Source organism: Segatella copri (genome assembly GCF_019249765.2).
Classification (GTDB): domain Bacteria; phylum Bacteroidota; class Bacteroidia; order Bacteroidales; family Bacteroidaceae; genus Prevotella; species Prevotella copri_K.
Genome location: NZ_CP152484.1, coordinates 3680762 through 3701335, shown reverse-complemented (window position 1 = coordinate 3701335; position 20574 = coordinate 3680762). Strand labels below are relative to the sequence as shown.

11 protein-coding genes are annotated in these 20574 nt (G+C 42.8%); 3 read left to right on the top strand and 8 right to left on the bottom strand.

The window, feature by feature from the left end; genetic code table 11:
• Positions 1 to 95: 95 nt before the first annotated feature.
• The 7 genes from KUA46_RS15590 to KUA46_RS15560 form a co-directional block, all read right to left on the bottom strand.
• Positions 96 to 1814, bottom strand: a complete 1719-nt coding sequence (locus tag KUA46_RS15590) for a DUF4980 domain-containing protein (protein ID WP_218486991.1) — start codon at positions 1812 to 1814, stop codon at positions 96 to 98.
• Between the two features lie 557 nt (positions 1815 to 2371).
• Positions 2372 to 4141, bottom strand: coding sequence for a RagB/SusD family nutrient uptake outer membrane protein (locus KUA46_RS15585; protein WP_217326503.1), 1770 nt, complete (start codon positions 4139 to 4141; stop codon positions 2372 to 2374).
• A 48-nt stretch (positions 4142 to 4189) separates the two neighbouring features.
• The gene (locus KUA46_RS15580; RefSeq protein WP_218486992.1) at positions 4190 to 7264 is read right to left on the bottom strand and encodes a SusC/RagA family TonB-linked outer membrane protein; all 3075 of its coding nucleotides are present in this window, start codon (positions 7262 to 7264) and stop codon (positions 4190 to 4192) included.
• Between the two features lie 161 nt (positions 7265 to 7425).
• Positions 7426 to 8895: a glycoside hydrolase family 32 protein gene (locus KUA46_RS15575; protein ID WP_217326505.1), complete on the bottom strand. Its 1470-nt coding sequence runs from the start codon at positions 8893 to 8895 to the stop codon at positions 7426 to 7428.
• A 12-nt stretch (positions 8896 to 8907) separates the two neighbouring features.
• Positions 8908 to 11073: a GH32 C-terminal domain-containing protein gene (locus KUA46_RS15570; protein WP_217326506.1), complete on the bottom strand. Its 2166-nt coding sequence runs from the start codon at positions 11071 to 11073 to the stop codon at positions 8908 to 8910.
• A gap of 182 nt (positions 11074 to 11255) precedes the next feature.
• Positions 11256 to 12761 carry an AraC family transcriptional regulator gene (locus tag KUA46_RS15565; protein WP_218486993.1) on the bottom strand — a complete coding sequence of 502 codons (1506 nt, stop codon included), beginning with the start codon at positions 12759 to 12761 and terminating at the stop codon, positions 11256 to 11258.
• A gap of 5 nt (positions 12762 to 12766) precedes the next feature.
• Positions 12767 to 14533, bottom strand: coding sequence for an ATP-binding protein (locus tag KUA46_RS15560; protein ID WP_218487024.1), 1767 nt, complete (start codon positions 14531 to 14533; stop codon positions 12767 to 12769).
• Positions 14534 to 15403: 870 nt separating this feature from the next.
• Between KUA46_RS15560 and KUA46_RS15555 the strand changes: the two genes are divergently transcribed.
• The 3 genes from KUA46_RS15555 (at position 15404) to KUA46_RS15545 (ending at position 18468) form a co-directional block, all read left to right on the top strand.
• Positions 15404 to 15790: a LytTR family DNA-binding domain-containing protein gene (locus KUA46_RS15555; RefSeq protein ID WP_181976471.1), complete on the top strand. Its 387-nt coding sequence runs from the start codon at positions 15404 to 15406 to the stop codon at positions 15788 to 15790.
• A 112-nt stretch (positions 15791 to 15902) separates the two neighbouring features.
• Positions 15903 to 17957, top strand: a complete 2055-nt coding sequence (locus KUA46_RS15550; RefSeq protein ID WP_334675615.1) for a TonB-dependent receptor — start codon at positions 15903 to 15905, stop codon at positions 17955 to 17957.
• The gene (locus tag KUA46_RS15545) at positions 17938 to 18468 is read left to right on the top strand and encodes a hypothetical protein (protein ID WP_153082304.1); all 531 of its coding nucleotides are present in this window, start codon (positions 17938 to 17940) and stop codon (positions 18466 to 18468) included. The genes KUA46_RS15550 and KUA46_RS15545 overlap by 20 nt, the downstream gene beginning before the upstream one ends.
• Before the next feature lie 134 nt (positions 18469 to 18602).
• On the opposite strand, the gene KUA46_RS15540 is transcribed toward KUA46_RS15545, so the two are convergent.
• Positions 18603 to 20501 (bottom strand): GH32 C-terminal domain-containing protein, encoded by a 1899-nt coding sequence (locus tag KUA46_RS15540; protein WP_153093765.1) that lies wholly within the window; start codon positions 20499 to 20501, stop codon positions 18603 to 18605.
• Between the last annotated feature and the right edge of the window lie 73 nt (positions 20502 to 20574).

Genomic DNA, 20574 nt, shown 5'->3' with positions numbered 1-20574 from the left:
AATATCGTTCATCGGCTACCATTTATGTTGCATTGTTACATCAGTAACACGCTAAGAAACAATTATCTTATAGATTCAGTTCTTAACAGATGAGGTTACTTGATGTCGTAAACCTGATACTTACCCTTTCCCTTTACAGTAACCTTGTTGTAAGGCTTGCTTGGGAACACGAGATTGGTCATTGCCATCTTTCCGTCAGCATCCAGTGCCTCGATGCTGCTCTTGTCGATGAAGATGCGCAGCTGGCTGATATTGCCATAGGTTGGAGCCTTGGTGACTGCAGCGAAATCCTTGCTGAAATCTACCTTACCGCTCTTGGTTCTATCCATTGAGAAGGTTTCTGCCTTGGCATCGTAGTTCATCACTACCTTCTCACCCTTGTCGTTGCTCAGGGTGATAGTAGCATTTCCCTTTAGGTTCACTACCATCTCGCAAGATTCAGAGAGAGACTTGGTGGCCTTCTTGCTTCTTGCCGCTGTCATTTCAGGAGATGGAACCACGCTGCAATAAGTTTCACCCTTATACTCGAAGAGACCTAAGTCGCGAGGAATAGAGTTGCCTGAACGGTACTGCTGGGTAGGAACCTGGTTGGCATACTGCCAGTTGCTCATCCAGGCGATAGCCACACGGCGACCGTTTGGAGCATTATCAAAGGAAACTGTGGCATAGTGGTCCTTACCGTAATCCATCCACTTGGTAACCTCAGGCTTACTGTCGCAAGTAAACTTATGACCGTCGAAATCACCGATGAAATACTGGGTAGCAGAACCTCCGGAAGGTCCACCAGGATTGATGTTGCAGATAAGCATCCACTTCTCCTTACCGGTGCCACGAACCTTCATCTTCATCAAGTCTGGGCATTCCCAGACACCGCCATGGTTGCCATACTTCTCACCAAAAGAGCTTTCGTATTTCCAGTCCTTCAAGTTATCTGAAGAATAGATTTCCATGTGCTGACCAACCGCCATGATCATATTCCATTTCTTGATGTCCTCGTTCCAGAACATGTGAGGGTCACGGAAATCAGGCACATTGCTGGTGATGATCGGATTTCCCTCATATTTGGTAAAGGTCTTGCCATTATCTGTGCTGTAAGCCATGCTCTGTGTCTGGTTCTCACCAGCCGAAGTGTAGAGAGCCACAACAGCACCCTTGCCCAAACCAGCGGTATTATTCTTATCCACAACGGCAGAACCGCTGAAAATGGTACCAATTGCATCGGGCTGGATAGGGGCACCCTGGAACTTCCAATGTACCAAGTCGGTAGATGTAGAATGTCCCCAGGTCATATTCTCCCACTGTGATCCGTAAGGATTATACTGGAAGTAGAGATTCCATACGCCATCCTTATAGAACATACCATTTGGGTCGTTCATCCATCCGTAAACAGGAGTGTGATGGAAAACAGGGCGATACTGTTCACGATTCTTCATATCGAAAGCATCAGAGAACTTCATCTCCTTCCAGCAAGTGAGGGCATTCAGTCCTTCCTTGTTATAATCGCCATTGACATGAATATCGAGAGCCAGACCTTTCAAGCCAGCAAACTCATCCATATAGAGAGGTACGAAATAATCTACGTGGTCTTTAGCCAACTTCACATTGAGTGCTTTCACCTGCTTGTTGTTGGCAATCACCTTAATATTAGCTATCTCTGCATTTTCCTGCACAGGAAGCAAGAGACACTTCTGGTTCTGACTCTCCTGGCTGATGCGATAGAGACAGTGGTTATTGCTCAAGAAGGAAGCCTGCTGGGCATAACTGGCGGTGAAACCGCAAAGAGCGACAAGCGCCGAAATAAATATCTTTTTCATATTAATAAGACTGTTTATTATTTATTGTTTATTCTACTTAATTTTATATAGGATGCCTTCAGCAACTATCTTATATATGATGCCTCCAGCACGTTTTACTTTTTTATATGTATCCTGAAAAACAATCCTCTTACCCGTCAAGTAACTAATTCCTACTGTATCCTTAAATTCTAACTAACCTAAAAACTAAGCCCTTTTATCAACAAATACTAAAATCCTAATTATATCAACTAAACCAATCAACTATCAATGGATTAAACTGTTTTTATTTGCATGACTAAACGATTCAAGAATAACCTCTTCTCGTTTTCTGCTGCAAAATTAGTGGTTTTGCTGAAAAAAGGATTCAACTAATCGTTCATACCCTAATAAATATGTAACATGGACACATTTTTAATAAGTAATGAACTTTTTTTCTCATGATCGAAGAAAAAACTATGACCGGTATATGGAATCTTCACATCACCCAAAAGAAGGTATGACCTTCATATTGAATAAAACTTGTAAAATTTTCCATATATCGGTCTTTTTATAGCAGGGAACACCCCTGATTATTTCTACTTAAAGCTTGCATAACCAGGATTTTGGGTATATGCACCATTTGAAAGGTTGTACTGAGTAATGGAGATTGGCAAATACTCGTCCTTACCTTCTGTGAACTTAGCATTATTATAATATGTTCTACTACCCTTTTCGTGTGCAAAGTAGGCATTCATCGTCTCAGCGGCAATACCCCAACGTACCAGGTCGAAGAAACGCTCACCCTCCATAGCAGTCTCCAGACGGCTCTCATAGCGCAAAGCCTTACGAGCATAATCCTGAGTCCAGCCAGCCTGTGGATAAAGCGCAATCTTATAATTGGCAGCAAACTTGGTATCATCATTGAAATCCTTAACCCAATACTGCTTGTGGGCAGCACGTCCACGAACTTCATTAATCAACTGGCGAGCCTCATCCAGATTCTGATTCATCTCAATCAAAGCCTCAGCCTTCCAAAGCAAGATGTCGCTATAACGGATGATGTTCCAGTTTAAGGCACTGGCACCCCAAGGCCAACCATTGAACATCTCATTGCTCTCAGGAGAAACGAAGAAGCGCTTGCAGCTATGCTGACCATAGGTAGCCTGATCGCGTACCCATGTGTTCTTATATGGAGTCTCGCCGTAAGTCTTCCAGGTTACACCAGGGCGACCCACAATGAAATCTACACGAGGATCCACATTGGCTGTGGTATTATCACACTTATTTTCTTCAGCATTCCATACATCGAAATGCTTCTTGTAATAAGTATCGAAGAGAGGCAGACCATTCTCATCGGTCTGATAAGCATCAATCAAATCCTGACTTGGCAAGAAGAAGCCGTCGCCTGAATAAGGACCCTGAGGAGCATTCAGCAAGTTGCTCCAGTTGATGCGACCTGCTGATGCAGAACCATCGTTCATGGAATACTGTACCTGGAAGACACCCTCCTTGCTGTTATCACCGGTAGAAACCTTATCCAAATCCTGGAAATTATCGAGCAATCCATACTTACCGCTATTGATAAGAACATCACACTCGCTAACTACCTTCTGCAGAAGATTCTGATCGATGGAAATGACCTTATGGGTAGTCTCATCCTGCTTATAAGCACGGTAGAGGTTCACCTTGGCTGCATAGGCTGTAGCAATATACTTATTGATACGGCCAATCTCAGGCTGTGATTCCGGCAACACATTGGCAGCCTCCTCCATAGTGGCAGCAATCTTCTCGAGAATCTGGTCGCGAGTAAACTCTACGTTAGAAAGATCAGAAATCTTGCCTTCGTAATTCTCCTCAAAATAAGGAATACGATTGAACAAACGGCTCAACTCGAAATAGAAATGTCCACGAAGCACCTTCATCTCCTCGATCTGAACCTTGCGGTCCTTCAGCTGGGCATCACTCATACTCTCCAACATGCGTAGAGCTGAATTGCAGCGCTGAACGCTTGTATAAAGATGATACCACTTAGAGTCGCCATTGCCGTTGGTAGCATCTACATCCATGATCTCCATGCGGTGAATGTCTGCCAAGTCGCCGGTACCACCGCCACCTTTGTAGGCATCGTCAGAACGTACACTACCATAGCTCCAGTTGGTTACCGGGCAAGTCCATACACTCCAATCCTGTGGGTTAGGTCCCATCAAGGCAGAATAAGCTGCATTGGTGAGCAAATCTACCTTATTATCGTTCTTGATAACTTCATCACTCAAAGAACCCTGAGGCTGGTTATCCAGGAAACTATCTTCGTTACAGCTTGTTGCCATCAAACTTACAGCAGCAAACAGAATATATTTAAACTTCATAATTGTGATCTTTTAAGAAATTAAACTTTACTTGTTCTAAACTCAATATCAGAAACCAACACTCAAACCAAATGTGAAGGTTCTTGGCAATGGGTAGGTATACCCCAAGCCCTCTGGATCAGCACCTGTATAACCGGTGATGGTGAAGAGATTCTGTGCCTGAAAATAAACACGAGCATTGCGGATATTAACCTTCTCAAGCAAATACTTTGGCAAGGTGTAGCCCAAAGTCAAAGTCTTCAACTTGATGAATGAGCCATCCTCGATATAGAACTCAGAACTACGATTCTCGTTGTTGCTGTCCAATGTGGTCAAAGCAGGTACATTGCTGTTGTAAACACCTGTCTTCTCATACTCTGTCCAAGCATTCATTGCATCCAGTAGACGGGTTGAATGGTTACCGTTCCAGCACTGGAAGAGATCTGTATAGTACTTCGAATTATTCCATGCATCACGAACCATGCCGTTGAAGAACAAGCTCAAGTCGAAGCCCTTGTAAGAAGCTGAGAGGTTCAAACCGCCAATAAACTTAGGCTGATCTGAGCCCAACCAGGTCTGATCGTCGGTAGTAATCTTGCCATCATTGTTAACATCAAGATACTTGATACGGCCTACACCAGGCTTACCAAACTGTACATCATATTTCTGATTGTACTCATCCACCTCTGCCTGAGTATGGAATACGCCATCTGTCTTGTAACCCATCCATGAGCCAAAGCTGTGACCTACGATTGATTTGCCTGGCATACCGCCGCCAAATGTATAATAGATAGTATTTGGAAGTGAAGTGATTTCATTGTTGTAGACAGAACCGTTGAAGGAAACATCATAGCTGAAGCCGGAATTCAAACGGTCTCTCCAACCCAATACAAACTCAACACCCTTATTGTTCATAGAGATGCAGTTGGTCCAAGAGTAACCACCTTCACCCAAAACACCTGCATATGGAGGCTGATAAAGCATATCTGTAGTACGCTTATCGAAGTAATCGAAGGTAACAGTCAGGCGCTGATCGAGGAGAGTAGCATCGAAACCGAGATTCAACTGCTTGGTCTGCTCCCACTTCAAGTCAGGATTACCAGTATAAGTCTTGCTGGCACCTGGAGCGAGAGTCTGGTTATTGCCAGAGATGTTGTAGCTGGCATTGGAGAGTGAAACCAGATATTTTGTATAAGTAGCTTCGTTATCAATCTCATCGTTACCGTTGACACCCCAGCTGGCACGGAGCTTCAAGTCGTCCAACCACTTGTGGGTATTCTTCATAAACTTCTCGCTGCTGATACGCCAACCTCCTGATACAGAAGGGAACACACCAGAGTTATTATTCTTACCGAAACGGGAAGAAGCATCACGACGAATAGTGAAAGCCAAGAGATACTTGCTATCATAAGCATAGTTGATCTTACCGAAATAAGATACCATACTGTAATTAGAGCCGAAACCATTCACGTTTGGAACAGAGGTGATTGAATTCAGATATCGATAGTTCGGATCTTCAGAAGTCAAGCCCTGACCGTAACCTTTCAAATCCTCGGTAGAATTCTTCTTGCTCTCCATACCTAAGAGGAAAGATGTGGCATGCTTGCCAAGATTCAACTGATAGTTGGCTGTATTGGTCCAAACCCAGTTGAGGTTGTGATAGTGATATGAATCCAATTCATTGGTATTGACGACACGAGGTCCCTCATTCCAGGAAGGTACAAAGGTCTTGCTGAATTCATTATAGTAGTTCACACCGAAGTTGGAGCGCAAGGTAAGATTCTTGATTGGCTCAATCTCCAAGTACATGTTACCGAAAACTCTCCAGTACTGATGCTTATTATCCTTCTGATTGTTCTGAAGACGAACTGGGTTTGGAGAATCATTGAATACATCAATGTATCCACCACCGTATCCGCCCATGCTGTCATAAATAGGCTGTGCAGGGTGCTGCTTGACAAGCTGCTCTTCTATGCCTCCCTGAGCTACATGCTGGGTCCAATAGTTGATGGCAACACTCTCGCCTACTCGTACCTTATTGTTGAGGAACTGATAATCGGATGTCAAACGGGTGTTGAAACGCTGGTAATCTGTATTTTTCAGCATACCATCCTGATCTATCCAGTTGACTGACAAAGAAGATGCGCCATTATCTCCACCTCTACTCAATGTCAGAGAGTAGTTCTGCATCAGGGCTGTCTTATACATCACATCAAGCCAATCGGTATTGGCTGCTGTATAAGTCTGACCATTTGCACCAGTGAAATAAGGAGTTGTGGTATTCAACTGCGCCTGCTCGCCATTACCATAAATCAATGAATTTGGATGAGTGCCATAGGTATTCTTGTAAGCCTGCCAATAAACATCACCCCACTGGTTGGCATCCAGCAAGTCATAATTGGTTGTAAAAGTCTGAGCGGTAAGAGAACCCTCGAAATCTATCTTCACCTCACCCTTCTTGGCACGCTTGGTGGTAATGATGATGACACCATTGGCAGCCTGAGCACCATAGATGGCAGCAGAAGATGCATCCTTCAAAACCTGGATACTCTCTACATCATTGGAAGACAAGATTGAACCTACGTTATCACGGGTCATCACACCATCGATAACGTAAAGTGGAGAAGAATTATTAATAGTTGTAGTACCACGAACCAATGTTCCTGTGTTACCACCACCAGGAGTACCATCGGTAGTGATATTAACACCTGCTACACGACCATTCAAGCTGGAAAGGACATTACCTGTAGGTACGTCAGCAATATCAGACATCTTGACAACGGCAACAGAACCTGTCAAGTCTGCTTTCTTTTCTGATGTATAACCAGTAACAACCACCTCGTTCAAGCTATTAGACTCTTCCTGAAGTGTCACTACCATATCATCAGTAGCCTTCACTTCTTGCGTCTTATATCCAATATAAGATATAACAAGTGTGGAACCAGGAGCACATTCTACATGAAAGTTACCATCAAAGTCGGTAACAGTACCAGTCTTTGTGCCTTTCACCATAACAGATGCACCAATGACTGTCTCACCGGTAGCATCCTTTACGATGCCATTTACATTTACCTGTTGTGCACTAGCTACGGTGCAAACAGTACAGAGCGCAGAGCTCATTAGTAATTTTGAAAGATTGTTCATACTATTATAACGTTTTAAGTTTCAAAAATTGTTATTGCTTGTATCTGCTGCAAAATTAGGGAAAGTCTGCGAGCAGAACTGTAACTTTTAGTTCTTTCACTATAAGAAATCGTACATGAAATGATTTTCTCAGTAAACGAAATTATTTTTTATCTTTGGAGCTATTTCCAAATAGCTTGGAGAGGCCACCATTTCAATTCCATATTCGTTACACTTTTTTGGGAGAATGTTTCGATACCTATCTGATCTTCAGAAGGGAAAGTTTGCAGCGTAAACACATCCTGACCGTCATTACAGAATATTTCCACGCTCGATTTGTCTACGAAGATATGCATTCGCAGCTTCCCATTTTGCGGCAACACCTGAGCATGAGCCATACGGTCAAACTTAGGAATATCCACATCAGCACAATGCGTACGGTCGATTACCAGATTATGAGAATCAGTATCATAACTGATTGTCACCTTCCTGCCGTGTCCAGAACATAGGTTCAAGCCAAAGACATTTGATTGCAGAGCTGAGAAGGTTACATCCATCTCATAGACATTACTCTTTGGAGATGCACACTTCAATCTTGCACTTCCCAAAGGCAATTTATAGTTGGCTGATACCTGCTTGCCCCTAAGCTGACGCAAAGCCTCAATAGGTTGCTGAGTCAGAAAATAACGGGAACCCACCTTTTTCAATGCCAGCTTACGAGGCACCGACCACATGCCTTTTCCGTATTGTGAAGGCTGCTGCTGAGCATAGTCCCATGTGGCTACCCAACCTAAAGACACAACATCGTGCAGGCTACCATCATAATCGCGGAAGGTACGTGATGCATAATAATCCATGCCCTTATCAACATAGAGAGGCTCTACAGGATGATTTGCCTCCAGTCTGAATGACTTGCCATCAAAATCGCCAACAAAATATTGCTCCTGTGCCCAATTGATGGAAACCACAAGAACCCATTTCTTCACATTAGAATCACCCTCAACCGGTAATTGGAACAAATCGGGGCATTCCCAGCTTTTCTCTGAATTTCCTGATGGACCAAAGTCGCTTAACCACGTCCAATGCTTCAAGTCATCAGACTCATAAAACTTCACCTTCTTCTCCAAGGCCTTAGCCACAACCATCACCCACTTATGGGTCTTCTCGCACCAAAAGACAGTAGGGTCTCTAAACTCTGTGCTCCATAAATCCAACACAGGATTCTGGTCGTAAAGATAAAACTTATCGCCATCATGGCTGTAGGCTATGCCCTGAGCCTGCTTCTTGCTATCCTTAGAGAATACGGTAAGGGCTGCTATATAGGAACCCTTGCCGAATCCAGCCGTATTATTCTTGTCGATCAAAGCTGAACCCGTAAAGCAGGAAGTGTTAGAATCCACATTCTGCATCACGTTATCTGCTGACTTTTCCTCGAAATGAACCAAGTCCTTGGATTCCGCCTTACCCCACCAATACAAGTGGTACTTGCCTTGATAATACATCAATCCGCTTGGATCACCTACCCATCCCTTGCTTGGGGAGAAATGATACTGAGGTCTATACTTCTCATGGTAAAGAGAAGATGCCTGAGCATACACACCTAAACAACCTATGCTGAAAAGCACGGTCATCAATACGTTCTTTGCTTTCATATTAATTGTTATTTAAAAGTTAGTTTTCATTTTGGCACCATTCAGAGTCCATACCTTTACTTCGGCTTCTGTCTTTCCTTTCTTGGAATATAGCTGAACCTGTACATTCTCTGCATTTTTAGGGAAGAAGCGAGAGGTGAAAGCATATTCGTCATTAACAAATCCCTCGATAACCGAACCATCTATAAAAAGATGGAAACGGACTGGAGAATTCATCGGCAAGTGCAAATTGCCTGTACGGATTTCAAGAGGAATACCCATCTGCAAAGATGATTTCGTATGATCAGCCACTAAACGTTGCTTTTTCACATCATAATAGATGAAAGACTTCTCCTTACCGCCATTTGTCTGCAGCTGGAAACCAAACTGACTGGCATCCTGAGGATAGAATACGGCATCAATCTCTACCTGACGCTTACCATCGTAGATAAGTTTCGACCGAACAAGGTTCTCTTTAGCTATACGTGATTCCTTGTCACGAAGTTGTTTCAAAGCAGGAAGCGGCATCTGGCATATCTTGCCATTTCTCAACGTCCACACTCTAGGTAAACTGAAAAGATGTGCCCAACCTTGCTGATAAGTAGGCACTTCTCTTATCTCGTCAGGAATAATAGCCATAGCCACATATTGACTATCCGCAATCTGCCATACTGACGGAGACAGTAATCTGTTGATTACCTCTAGATTTTCTGGCACCTGCTGATCCGGTACAAATCTCTCATTCTGAATGTCGCCCACCCAATATTGAGTCTGGGCTGGGATTCCGCGATGAGGCACACGATTGACAGACAGGACATATTTATCGCCCATCTTGATGACGATAGGCATCTCCCAAAAGATACCCGTATGATCTACCTGAGGATTTCCCTCAAAAAACAGACCTCTGTAAGTCCATGAGCGTAAATCATCAGAACGGTACAGAAGCAAGGTTCCATGCTCCTCCTGATCTCTAGTCACACCAAAGCCTACAACCATATACCAGTGACCATCCATTTTCCAAACAAAGGGATCTCTCATATCAGAACGGGAAAATTCGCTCGGACAATCTGCAACGATTGGATTGTGAGCAAACTTCTGCCATACATTCAAACATGAATCCTGAGGAAAAGCGGCATTGATGGAATTACGCCTGCTTCCGCCAGTATAAATAATCTGAGGGATTCCTTCATCATTAATGAACGCACAGCCCGACCAGATACCTAAACTATCATAGCTTTTATCAGGAGAAAGAACAGGCTTACGCTCAGTCCAACTGACTAAATCCTTGCTCTCGAAATGGCCCCAGTTTATCTGTTTGAGATTAATATTGGAAGCATTTTTCTGATCAAAAATATGATACATGCCATTAAAATATATCAAACCATGCGACTCATTAGTCCAGTTGGCAGCAGGCATCAAATGATATTTCGGACGATTATAGTCTGTCATAAACCTAGAGGCAGGAATCGACAAATCAGGAATTTCCCTAACATACTTAGCCACTTCATCCTTTAAAAATACCTTTTCAGCAGACACAACATTCAATCGTACATTGTCTATCACGCCATTGATAAATGACTGATCGTACATTCCCAAAGGCCTAGACTTGAATCCCTGACAAAAAAACATCTGAAACGGACCTACCAAATCAGAAACAACACCTTTGAATGAAGCCACGTCTTTACCATTATAATATAAGGTGGAGGTTTCGATATCCAACAAAAGATGCAACCACTTAAAAGTTTCAACTTTACAACCAGCATAGACAGAAGTATTCACCTCCTTGCCAGAATTCTTGCCAGAAATCTCAAACATCAACTTTCCATAAGAGTCAACGCTCACGGAAACAGCATTGCCATTCTTGTCCTTGATACCTATAAAGGTAGCCGTATCCGTAGGCAAAGACTCTAGGGCAAACCATGCAGACACAGAGTGGCACGGAGATGAAACCTGCGTACGAAGACTTACGGAATATCCATCGGTTCTCAAAGCTTTTCCTTTGATGCCTGCACAATAATCAACACTCGTTCTCACCGAAGAACAGGTAAGAGGATTCAGTCCCTGGCTATCAGCAAATGGATTTTGCCCATCAAAATTCCAAAGACGCTGAGCTTCTACTGATTGGAATATCAGCAGCGACATTAACACCAGTAAAGACAGATGTAATTTCGTTAATTGTTTATTCAAATGTTCTATCATACGGTTTTTATTGAATTAATAAAATTGTTTATTCTTTAATATTATTATAGTTGCTTGTTGCTGGCAAAAGTACTTTGTTTTCAACCATAACAATAAAAAAAATCGTTCCTGCAACAATAATTATGTTACATGAAACGATTTTCTTATCTTTTGCTAAGATTTTAAAGTACTTATTTTAAATACTATTTCCTTTTAGATAACTGTTCATTTCTGAAATCGGTAGGAAGAACGCCATATTGTTTCTTGAAACAGGAAGAGAAATAGCCCGGTAATGCAAAGCCTACTTCTGCCGAAACTTCAGAGATTGTCTTGTCTGTTTGCTGCAAGAGGGTATAGGCTCTCTGCAGACGCATCTCTTTCAGAAGCTCGACAGGCGTTTTTCCTGTCATAGCCTTCACCTTGCGATAGAGCTGTACTTTACTCAACTGCATCTCGGCTCCCAAATCATCCATCTTCATATCAGCATTGCTCATATTCGCAAGAATCTTCTTCTTGAAACGGTCCATGAAATAACGTTCACTCTCATCCAGATGATTCAGTTCAGCAGCCCAGCCCTCCTTGTTCTCGATGAAGCCACGAGCCACGGCTTTCTGTTTCTGCAGCTTCTTTCTATATACCTTATATATATAGTAGATGACAAAGAGCAGAACCAATACGATGACGATGGCAACAATGATCATCCATTTCTGGATACGGGAAACCTTTGAATAAGAATCAAGACTGTCAGAAATCTGATCCAGATTCTTCATCTTGGCTTCCAAATCCTGATATTGTAGAGCGATGGCATCGCAATTTTCAGGGGTAGCAAGAAATGATTTCATCACATTATCCTTCTTATAGGGTTTACCCTGAAGGATACTCATCGCCAATTCCATAATCTTTTCGCCCTGGGTAGGATAGACATAAGAAGCAGCAAAATGCCCCCTCTTCACTCTATCCACTTCTTCCCAGATACCAGGCAATCCATCAATGCCCACTATCAGCATCTGCTTGTATATTCCTCTTCTCTCTGCTTCCTGAAAGGCTCCTATGGCACTGAGGTCATTATGTCCGAACACACCATCCGCATGTCCGCCTTTATCCAGATATTGCTTCATCAACTCCTGGGCTCGCTCCATCTTCCAGTTACTGTCCAGGGTAACCACCTTGATTCCCGGGTAATTCTTCATCACCTCGTGGAAACCGCGATGGCGCTCAATGACAGGGGAAGCATCCTTCAAGCCCGTAATCTCAACAATGGTACCTTTTCCATCCAGTTTACTGGCAAGAAAGCGGGCTACTTCCCTACCCGCTTCTACATTATCGCCACCGATGGAAGCTGTATAATGGGTTGTCTTTACCTTTCTGTCGAAGAGAATAACCGGGATATGCGCACGATAAGCTCGCTCGATGGCGGGAGTAACATCATTCACGTTATCAGGGGCAACCACGATCAGATCTACCTTCCTGGCTATCATGCTGTCTATCTGGCGAGCCTGGCGTTGCCCGTCATTCTCTGCAGTAGTAAACAGCAAATCCACATTCTTATATTGATACTGCGCCAGTCGCATCTCATTATTCACCTTCTCGCGCCAAAGTCCGCCGCAACATTGCGACACACCTATCACTATCTTCTTCTGGGTACAAGCACCAAGAAGAAGGAGCATACTAAAAGATAGTACTATTAAGATAATATTGATTCTTTTCATTGAATTTATACTTCTTCCATCCGTTTAAGTTTCCACCCCTCAAACTGCATGATGATGAGATGGAGTTTTGTTCCTTGGCGCAAAGCCTCAACCCTTGGAGCCTCGGCATATCGATGAATCTGCTCTACAGCCTCACGCCACTGTTTCTCGGCCTTGGTCATAGGCTTGCCATCTTCCGTAAACTCACCTTCAACTATCGCAGAGAAATCTTTCTTCGAAAGAACCTTCAACTCCAGAATGTAGCTATGCTGACTGGCATAATGGGTAAGGTCTGGCAAAAGGAAGAAATCACAATAGCCATGATTCAACTCCAACTCTGGAGCCGTGATATAATAATCATTCAGATTCAGATAAGCCATGAAGAATCCCTGCAGGTTTCGCTCTGCCTCAATGCCATCACGCACCGATGAAACCTTGGCATAGGCATCTGCCATGAAGCGCAATCCTTCTTTCCACTTACCATCGTATGCCATATCATAATAGTAATCGGTGAGCTGGTTGACATCCACATAAGCCTTTGCCTGATACTCTTCTTCCAGATAACCATAATACTGCTTGCGGACATTATTGTTCGGAATGCCCAGAATGAGCTTGGATCCACGAGTTCCCTTGATGGTCAACATGCCATAATAGAACAGAAGACTTGGGAATATCTCTGCCTTTGGAATCTGATACGCAGAAAACGACTCATAAAGCTGGGTAACAATCTGCTCTTCTTCTGCTATCTTGCGGATAATGCCCTTACGCTCTCCATCCAACTTGTCAAACTGCAACAGTTTCTTCATCTTGCCGTAATCGGTACGGGTATTCGGGTCAATCATCTCTTCCGGTGGACATCCTGCATCCATATAATTGCGAAGGTAATATAGAACCATATCACAATTAAACATACGAGTCTTTTTCTTCAATGCCTGTTTAGCGAAGCAATAGTTATCATACCATGGCTTCATATCATTGACGATGGCATCAATATCACTATCAGCAGGAATACTTCCATGCTCCTTATAATAGGTAAACATCTCCACCACATCGGTGGTAGAGAAGCCCAGCATCTCATCAAACTCTGGCTTGATAGAAATATTCCAACCTATATTGAATCCACTCGTTACATCATCCAGGGTTACAGGGCTCACACCCATCATGAAGATACGCTCAAAATTACCCTTGAACTTTTTGAAGACATCACGATAAAAGCCGTCGGCATGGGTAATCGCATGATACACATTCTCACCACGTTCGTTGAGTATGACATTCGTGAAATTGTCATATTCATCGATGATGAGATACAGATGATACTGGTGCGCCTTGGCAGCCTTGAATATCAGTTCCATCTTTTCCTCGAAATCTTCCTGCGCCAGGATTTCTTCCATCTCTGCCTGATAATATTCTGAGTATTGACGGACAAAAGCATCAAGGTTGATGCTGAGATAAGAATTAAACTTAGTCTCAAGCTTATCGATATTACCCGTAATCTGGGAGAAATCTAGGAACAGCACCTGATACTTTCCCTGCAAAGGTGTAGGATGCTGGCCTATCCACAGATTTCCAAAAAGACTCTGGAACTTATGGCTCTGCGTACAGTCATAGTAAGAATAGAGCATACTCAAGAATATGCTCTTACCAAAACGACGAGGACGGATGAAGAAGAGATTGCGAGGCTGCTTCTCCAGCTCCGGGATAAACATCGTCTTATCCACATAATATAGATTCTGCTCTATTACCGTAGCAAAATCAGCCACCCCATAAGGTACTAGTTTTACTTGCTGTTCCATCATGATCTATCTTTAAAAACACTATCTGTGTGCAAAGATAGCATAAAAAAACGAAAAAGCCACAGTTTGCGTTTACAAACTGCGGCTTTTATTATATTTTATCCGAAACACACGTTCCTACCATACGACTTTCTTGTTGCCCATAATATAAATGTGTCCTTTTTGTGGCACAAGGACTTTTCTTCCCGAGAGGTCGAACAGAGTAGGATAAATGCTTCATTACCAAAATAAACGTCTCCAAAAGTGCGTTTCTCAAATTTTATTTGTACTTTTGCAGTGTCATTCAGAACTTTGTTTTATTTTTACAGCACGATAATAAACAAAATGTCTGGATATGGCAAGCATCCCGGTGCACCAACAGAGTAGCTTAGGTACACCCTGATAAAGAAGATAAATGATAGTGCTGCGTTAATTAAATAAATCAGATTCAACATGTCGTTTCTAACTCGAACATATCCTTTTAAACAGAGTAAACACTTGCTAAAAGATAGTAGCATCTTTGGCTTCATCATTTGGGTAATTTTATATTTTCTGCAGCCATTTGGACTCTGCTTATATCAAGGTAACAAATGCTTTGTTGCTACATTATTCGGACTGGTAACTTTTGGATGCCACATAACATACGCTGCAACGATATTGAAGTATTTGCATCAAACTATCAAGCCCTGGCGTATCTGGCATGAAGGAGTAGCTATACTCGGACTGATTTTCATCATTGCCTTCGGTAATTTCCTCCTATTCTCATACTTGTTTCATTATACGATTACATTCAGTCTGTTTCTCTTGTTTCTAAATTGGACTATTATCATAGGCATATTTCTTACGACATTATCTATCGGAATGCAATACAACAGAACATTACGAGAGAGAATGGAAGAGTTGTTGCGCAATACAACAAAGGAACAGGAAGAAGTATCTATTACCATCCATGATACTAACGTAAGAGGAAACGATCTGTCGATTGCCATCAACGATCTACTTTATATGGAAGCACAGAAAAACAATGTATCCGTCTGTTTTCTAAAAGAAGGTAATGTTGTTGCTGTTGATATCCATACAACACTAACCCATGCTCTTGAAGAGTTGAAAGAGTTTGAGAACATTTTCCAATGTCACCGTTCTTTTGCTGTCAATGTGAATAATATCACTTCGGCACGAGGCAACTCAAATGGTTATCAACTGACCCTCGGAAATTGCACAAACATCATACCCGTTTCCCGAAGATTTGTGCCCAAGTTAAAGACTTATCTTACATAGTTATTTGTCCTTCAACTTAGTTATTCGGCATCTTAACTAGCTTTCTATCATAAGTTTTAGTTGTATATCCTAAGAATTTGGTAACTCCAGTTTCATGCAGTATCTTTGCGGCATGAAACATCGAATAATACATATTGCATTGCTGCTGACTTCAGTCTGCAACCTGGATGCACAGACCATCATATCAGGCATGGTAAAAAGCGGTCAGGAACCGCTTGCTGGTGCCAATGTTTTCATCATGGGCACAATTGATGGATGCCTGACAGATTCTCTGGGCAGGTTTTCCTTTTCCACATCAAAAACCGGAGAAGCGTCTATCAAGATTACCATGATTGGTTTTGAAGAATATATGCAGACTACAGATGCCTGCAAGTTACATAATCTTTCTATCCAAATGAAAGAAAAAGCTACGGCAATCCAAGAAGTTGTAATATCTGCCAGCACTTACAGTTTCGGGAAAAGTGACAACTTCAAGACTATGGATGCCTTAGATGTTGTGATGGCAGGTAATTCATGCGGGGACATTGTTGCAGCCCTGCAAACTTTACCCGGCACTCAAAAAGTGGGAGAAAACGGAAAGCTCTATGTCCGTGGTGGAGAAAGCGAAGAATGCCAGACTTTCATTAACGGAATGCACGTCCTTGTTCCATATAGTACAAACACAGAAAATACTGCTGTACGTGGACGATTCTCTCCTTTTATATTTAAAGGTATCAACTTTTCTCTTGGTGGATATAGCGGAGAATATGGACAAGCACTTTCCTCCGTTCTCCCTATGGAAACATCAGATGCTGCAACTAGTGACAAATATGGAGTCAGCGCATCATTGGTTGACTGGAACATCGGTGGCACCAAGGCATATTCCCACAGCAGCTTATCCTTTAATGCCGCACTGACAAGTTTGGGAATCTACAATCAGTTATTTTCAGAAAGGCTTGATTTCAACAAGCCTTATCTAAAACTATCTGGCGAATCACAATACAAGAATGAGTTCCGAAATGCCGGAATATTGAAAACATACGTTGGCTATGATTATACATCTGTAGGACAGCATATAGACAACCAAAACCTTTCGCTCAAAGAGAATAATATCTATGCCAACACAACCTATAAGGCACAGTGGGGTGCTGGCTACACGCTCTTTTGCGGTATGGCAAGCTCATCGGTATTCAACGATATAGAAGATGCGAAGATTGCTGGTGACCGATATTACAACTTCAGGAATGAGATACATCTGAAAACAGAAATACGCAAAATTTGCTCGGATGCACTAAAAATATCGGCAGGAATGGAGGACTATCAGCGAAACAGCCTCATGGAGTACGAAAACGATTGCTACAAGTTGGATTATAATATTCTTGCTGCTCATATTGATGCCCAATGGAGGATGATGCCCCATTTGTTCCTGAATATTTCGACAAGGACAGAATATATGGCTCATGCCAACTGGCTGTTTATGCCAAGGGCTACACTATGTTATATTCCTAACAAGAATTTTCAGCTTTCATTTGCTACCGGTCGATATAGCCAGACTCCAGAAGATGACTATCTTGCAACAAACAAGAAATCTCTTGGACAAAGTACGGCAGATCATGCTATCCTATCCATACAATATAAGTCGCCTGGTACACTCATACGAATAGAACCCTACTGGAAAAAATATCAGCGATTGCCTTTATGGGAAAAGGGTATTTACCAACCGAAAGGATATGGAAAGAGTAAAGGTATAGACATTTTTGTAGAAGAGCATTCGCTTTTCAAACATCTGACCACAGCATTTTCATATTCCTACAACGATTCCAAGCGATTCTATCACGAATACACAGAAGAGCGAATACCTGACTACGCCTCAAGGCATAATCTGAGATTGACAGCAAAATATTCATTCGGCAAAGCAATCATCGGGCTGACTGAATCGTATGCAAGCGGACGTCATTTTCTTATTGGCAAGACACCACATTATAATAGCGTAGATATAAACCTTACTTATCTGCTAAGTCCCAAGGTCATTATCTATTCTTCTCTGAACAACATCCTCGGCCGTACAAACATTTTCGGATATAATACTAACGGGCGTTCGATAGTTCCATCTAGAGACAGATTTTTATATATAGGCATATTTGTTTCACTTAAAAATAATAAAGCATATGACATTTCAAACTTTTAAACGATTCGTATTGATGTCAGTCTTCTTCATGACAACATCTGTAGTTATCTATGCCCAGCAATCCACAATGCAGGGGCTTATCGGACAGTCGCTTGCTAAACTTCAGCAACCGACATCAGAGAGCATACTTAATTGTATTGCAGAGATGAAGCGTATTGATGATATGTTTCCTGATAGCATCCAGCCCAAGTTTCAGATAGCTTTGCAAAGTCTCAATTATTCCGTGATGAATCCGCATGCTCCACAAACAGAAAATCTTCTAAAAGAGACAGAAGAAACTATTGCCAAGATGGAGAATATAAAGCATGCTGACCCGTCTGACATCTGTACCCTTCGCGGTTTTCTCTACATGGTACGCATCGTACAGAATCCTGGGCAAAACGGTCAACGCTATTATCTGGAAGTGATGCAGGATTACGAGAAAGCTCTCAAACTCAACCCTGATAATCAACTGGCCAAACAATTGCAGCAAAAGTTTTTTGAGGGAATGAAACAGCAAACCGGTAAATAAGAAACAGAGGTTGTTTTATCCACGGACAATCTCCCCTAAGCCAAAAAAAAGAGTCGCAACCTAAAATATTTTCAGGTTGCGACTCATTATTATTACATTAAAACCTACAATTCGACTATACAATATCTACATGATTACAAACCAAGTTTGTGAACCTTCAGATTCTTGAATTCAGCCTTGCCACCCTGGGTGTAGAGCTTCACATTCTCGTATGGAGCTACAGGGAACACGAGGTTGGTCATGGCGATGCGACCGCCATCTACGAAGAGCTCTACAGATGACTTATCTACGAAAATATCAACATGATAGGTCTTCTTGCCATCCTCGCAAAGACTCAATGGAGCCCAGGTAGCCAGGGCGAAATCGTTCTTGTAGTTGATGGAGTTAGTGATGCGGGCAGGCTCCTTGCCTTCTGCAGCACGCTGCTTGTCCCAAGCCAACTCGATATCGTGAGGAACTGCCTGCTTGCCGAAATCGGTCAAACCGCTCTCTGTTCTATCCATCACTACCTTGCCCTGCTTCATATCGAAGTAGATCATGGTGCGCTCACGCTTGTTGTTTGAAATTTCAATACCGGCAATGCCGTTGGCATCTGGAGTTACATCGGCCTCGATCTCGAAGGCACCCTCCATATTGGCTGCAACACCCTTCAGATCCTTGGCATTGGCAACAGAAGCATCAGCCAGACTCTTGGTATCCTTTCTCAAGGCATAAACCTCAGGAGCTACATCCTCAGAAATATAGTACTTGCCATTCTTTTCGTAGAGTTTCAACTCTCTTGGCAAACCGTTGGCACCACGATTCTGCTTGAACGGAGTGAGGTTGGCATACTGCCAGTTGCTCATCCAGGTGATACCCAGAACTCGGTCGCCTGTATTTGAGAAGGTAACGGTAGCATAGTGATCCTTACCCCAGTCGAGCCACTTTACTTCGTTGGCATCAGGACAAGTAAACTTCTTGCCATCGAAATCGCCTACGAAATACTCGGTAGCGCTGCCACCAAACCAGCAGCCAGGGTTGATATTCATCGTCATCACCCACTTCATCTTCTTCTTATCACCATTTACAGGCAACTGGAAGAAGTCTGGGCACTCATACTGGCATGGCTGCTGACCCATACCCTTGCCGAAAGCGCTTACATAAGTCCACTTTTTCAAGTTCTTTGACTTATAGAAACGGGTCTCCTTATCGGCAGAAACAATCATGTACCAGCACTTTCCCTTCTCATACCAGAACACCTTAGGATCGCGGAAGTCCTTCAACCCGTCGAATGGAGTCAACACTGGATTGCCCTCGTACTTGGTAAAAGTACGACCATTATCGTTGCTGTAGGCGATGCACTGAACCTCATCGTGGTTCACACTGTTGTTGGTATAGATGGCGATGATGGCATTCTTGCCAAAACCGGCAGTATTCTTCTTATCTACCACAGAACTACCTGAGAAGATATGACCTACTGGGTCGCGGGCGATGGCCGGGTCGAGATGCTCCCAATGAACCAGGTCCTTGCTTACAGCATGACCCCAGTGCATATTGCCCCACTTGCTTCCGTATGGGTTATACTGGAAATAGAGATGATACTCACCATCCTTATACACCATACCATTAGGGTCGTTCATCCAGCCGTAGAGCGGAGTGAAGTGATAAGATGGGCGATAGTAATCGGTGTTGGTAGTATCGAATGTATCGCTGAGCTTGAGCAAGTTGAGTGCCAAAGCATCCTTCTTCAGACCAAGAATCTTGACTGTAGCGGTCTTACCCTTGCCCAAGGCAAATGGCACGAAGTAATCAGAACCATTCTGAGCCAGGCGAACATCCATCCAGGTATCATCCTTAGAACCTGTATCGAGCAAAACCTGGGCCTCATCCTTCTCTTCCTGGATAGGGAGAAGAAGATACTTGGTAGGATTCTCCACCTTGATGATAGTAGTATCACCCTTGTGTTCGATATTCATCTTCTGTGCAAAGGCAGAAGTTGTAGCTGATGCCATCAACATGAGGCAGGCAGCCTTCATCATATTATTTGTTCTCATTGTACTATTATTGTTAATTGTTATTGTTTATATCTATAACGTATTATTGTTTGTCTTATTACCGACAGCCCTA

Excerpts from the sequence above, each read along its gene's own strand:
- KUA46_RS15590 (WP_218486991.1), bottom strand. The coding sequence starts at position 1,814 with ATGAAAAAGATATTTATTTCGGCGCTTGTCGCTCTTTGCGGTTTCACC.
- KUA46_RS15585 (WP_217326503.1), bottom strand. The coding sequence starts at position 4,141 with ATGAAGTTTAAATATATTCTGTTTGCTGCTGTAAGTTTGATGGCAACA.
- KUA46_RS15580 (WP_218486992.1), bottom strand. The coding sequence starts at position 7,264 with ATGAACAATCTTTCAAAATTACTAATGAGCTCTGCGCTCTGTACTGTT.
- KUA46_RS15575 (WP_217326505.1), bottom strand. The coding sequence starts at position 8,895 with ATGAAAGCAAAGAACGTATTGATGACCGTGCTTTTCAGCATAGGTTGT.
- KUA46_RS15570 (WP_217326506.1), bottom strand. The coding sequence starts at position 11,073 with ATGATAGAACATTTGAATAAACAATTAACGAAATTACATCTGTCTTTA.
- KUA46_RS15565 (WP_218486993.1), bottom strand. The coding sequence starts at position 12,761 with ATGAAAAGAATCAATATTATCTTAATAGTACTATCTTTTAGTATGCTC.
- KUA46_RS15560 (WP_218487024.1), bottom strand. The coding sequence starts at position 14,533 with ATGGAACAGCAAGTAAAACTAGTACCTTATGGGGTGGCTGATTTTGCT.
- KUA46_RS15555 (WP_181976471.1), top strand. The coding sequence starts at position 15,404 with ATGGAAGAGTTGTTGCGCAATACAACAAAGGAACAGGAAGAAGTATCT.
- KUA46_RS15550 (WP_334675615.1), top strand. The coding sequence starts at position 15,903 with ATGAAACATCGAATAATACATATTGCATTGCTGCTGACTTCAGTCTGC.
- KUA46_RS15545 (WP_153082304.1), top strand. The coding sequence starts at position 17,938 with ATGACATTTCAAACTTTTAAACGATTCGTATTGATGTCAGTCTTCTTC.
- KUA46_RS15540 (WP_153093765.1), bottom strand. The coding sequence starts at position 20,501 with ATGAGAACAAATAATATGATGAAGGCTGCCTGCCTCATGTTGATGGCA.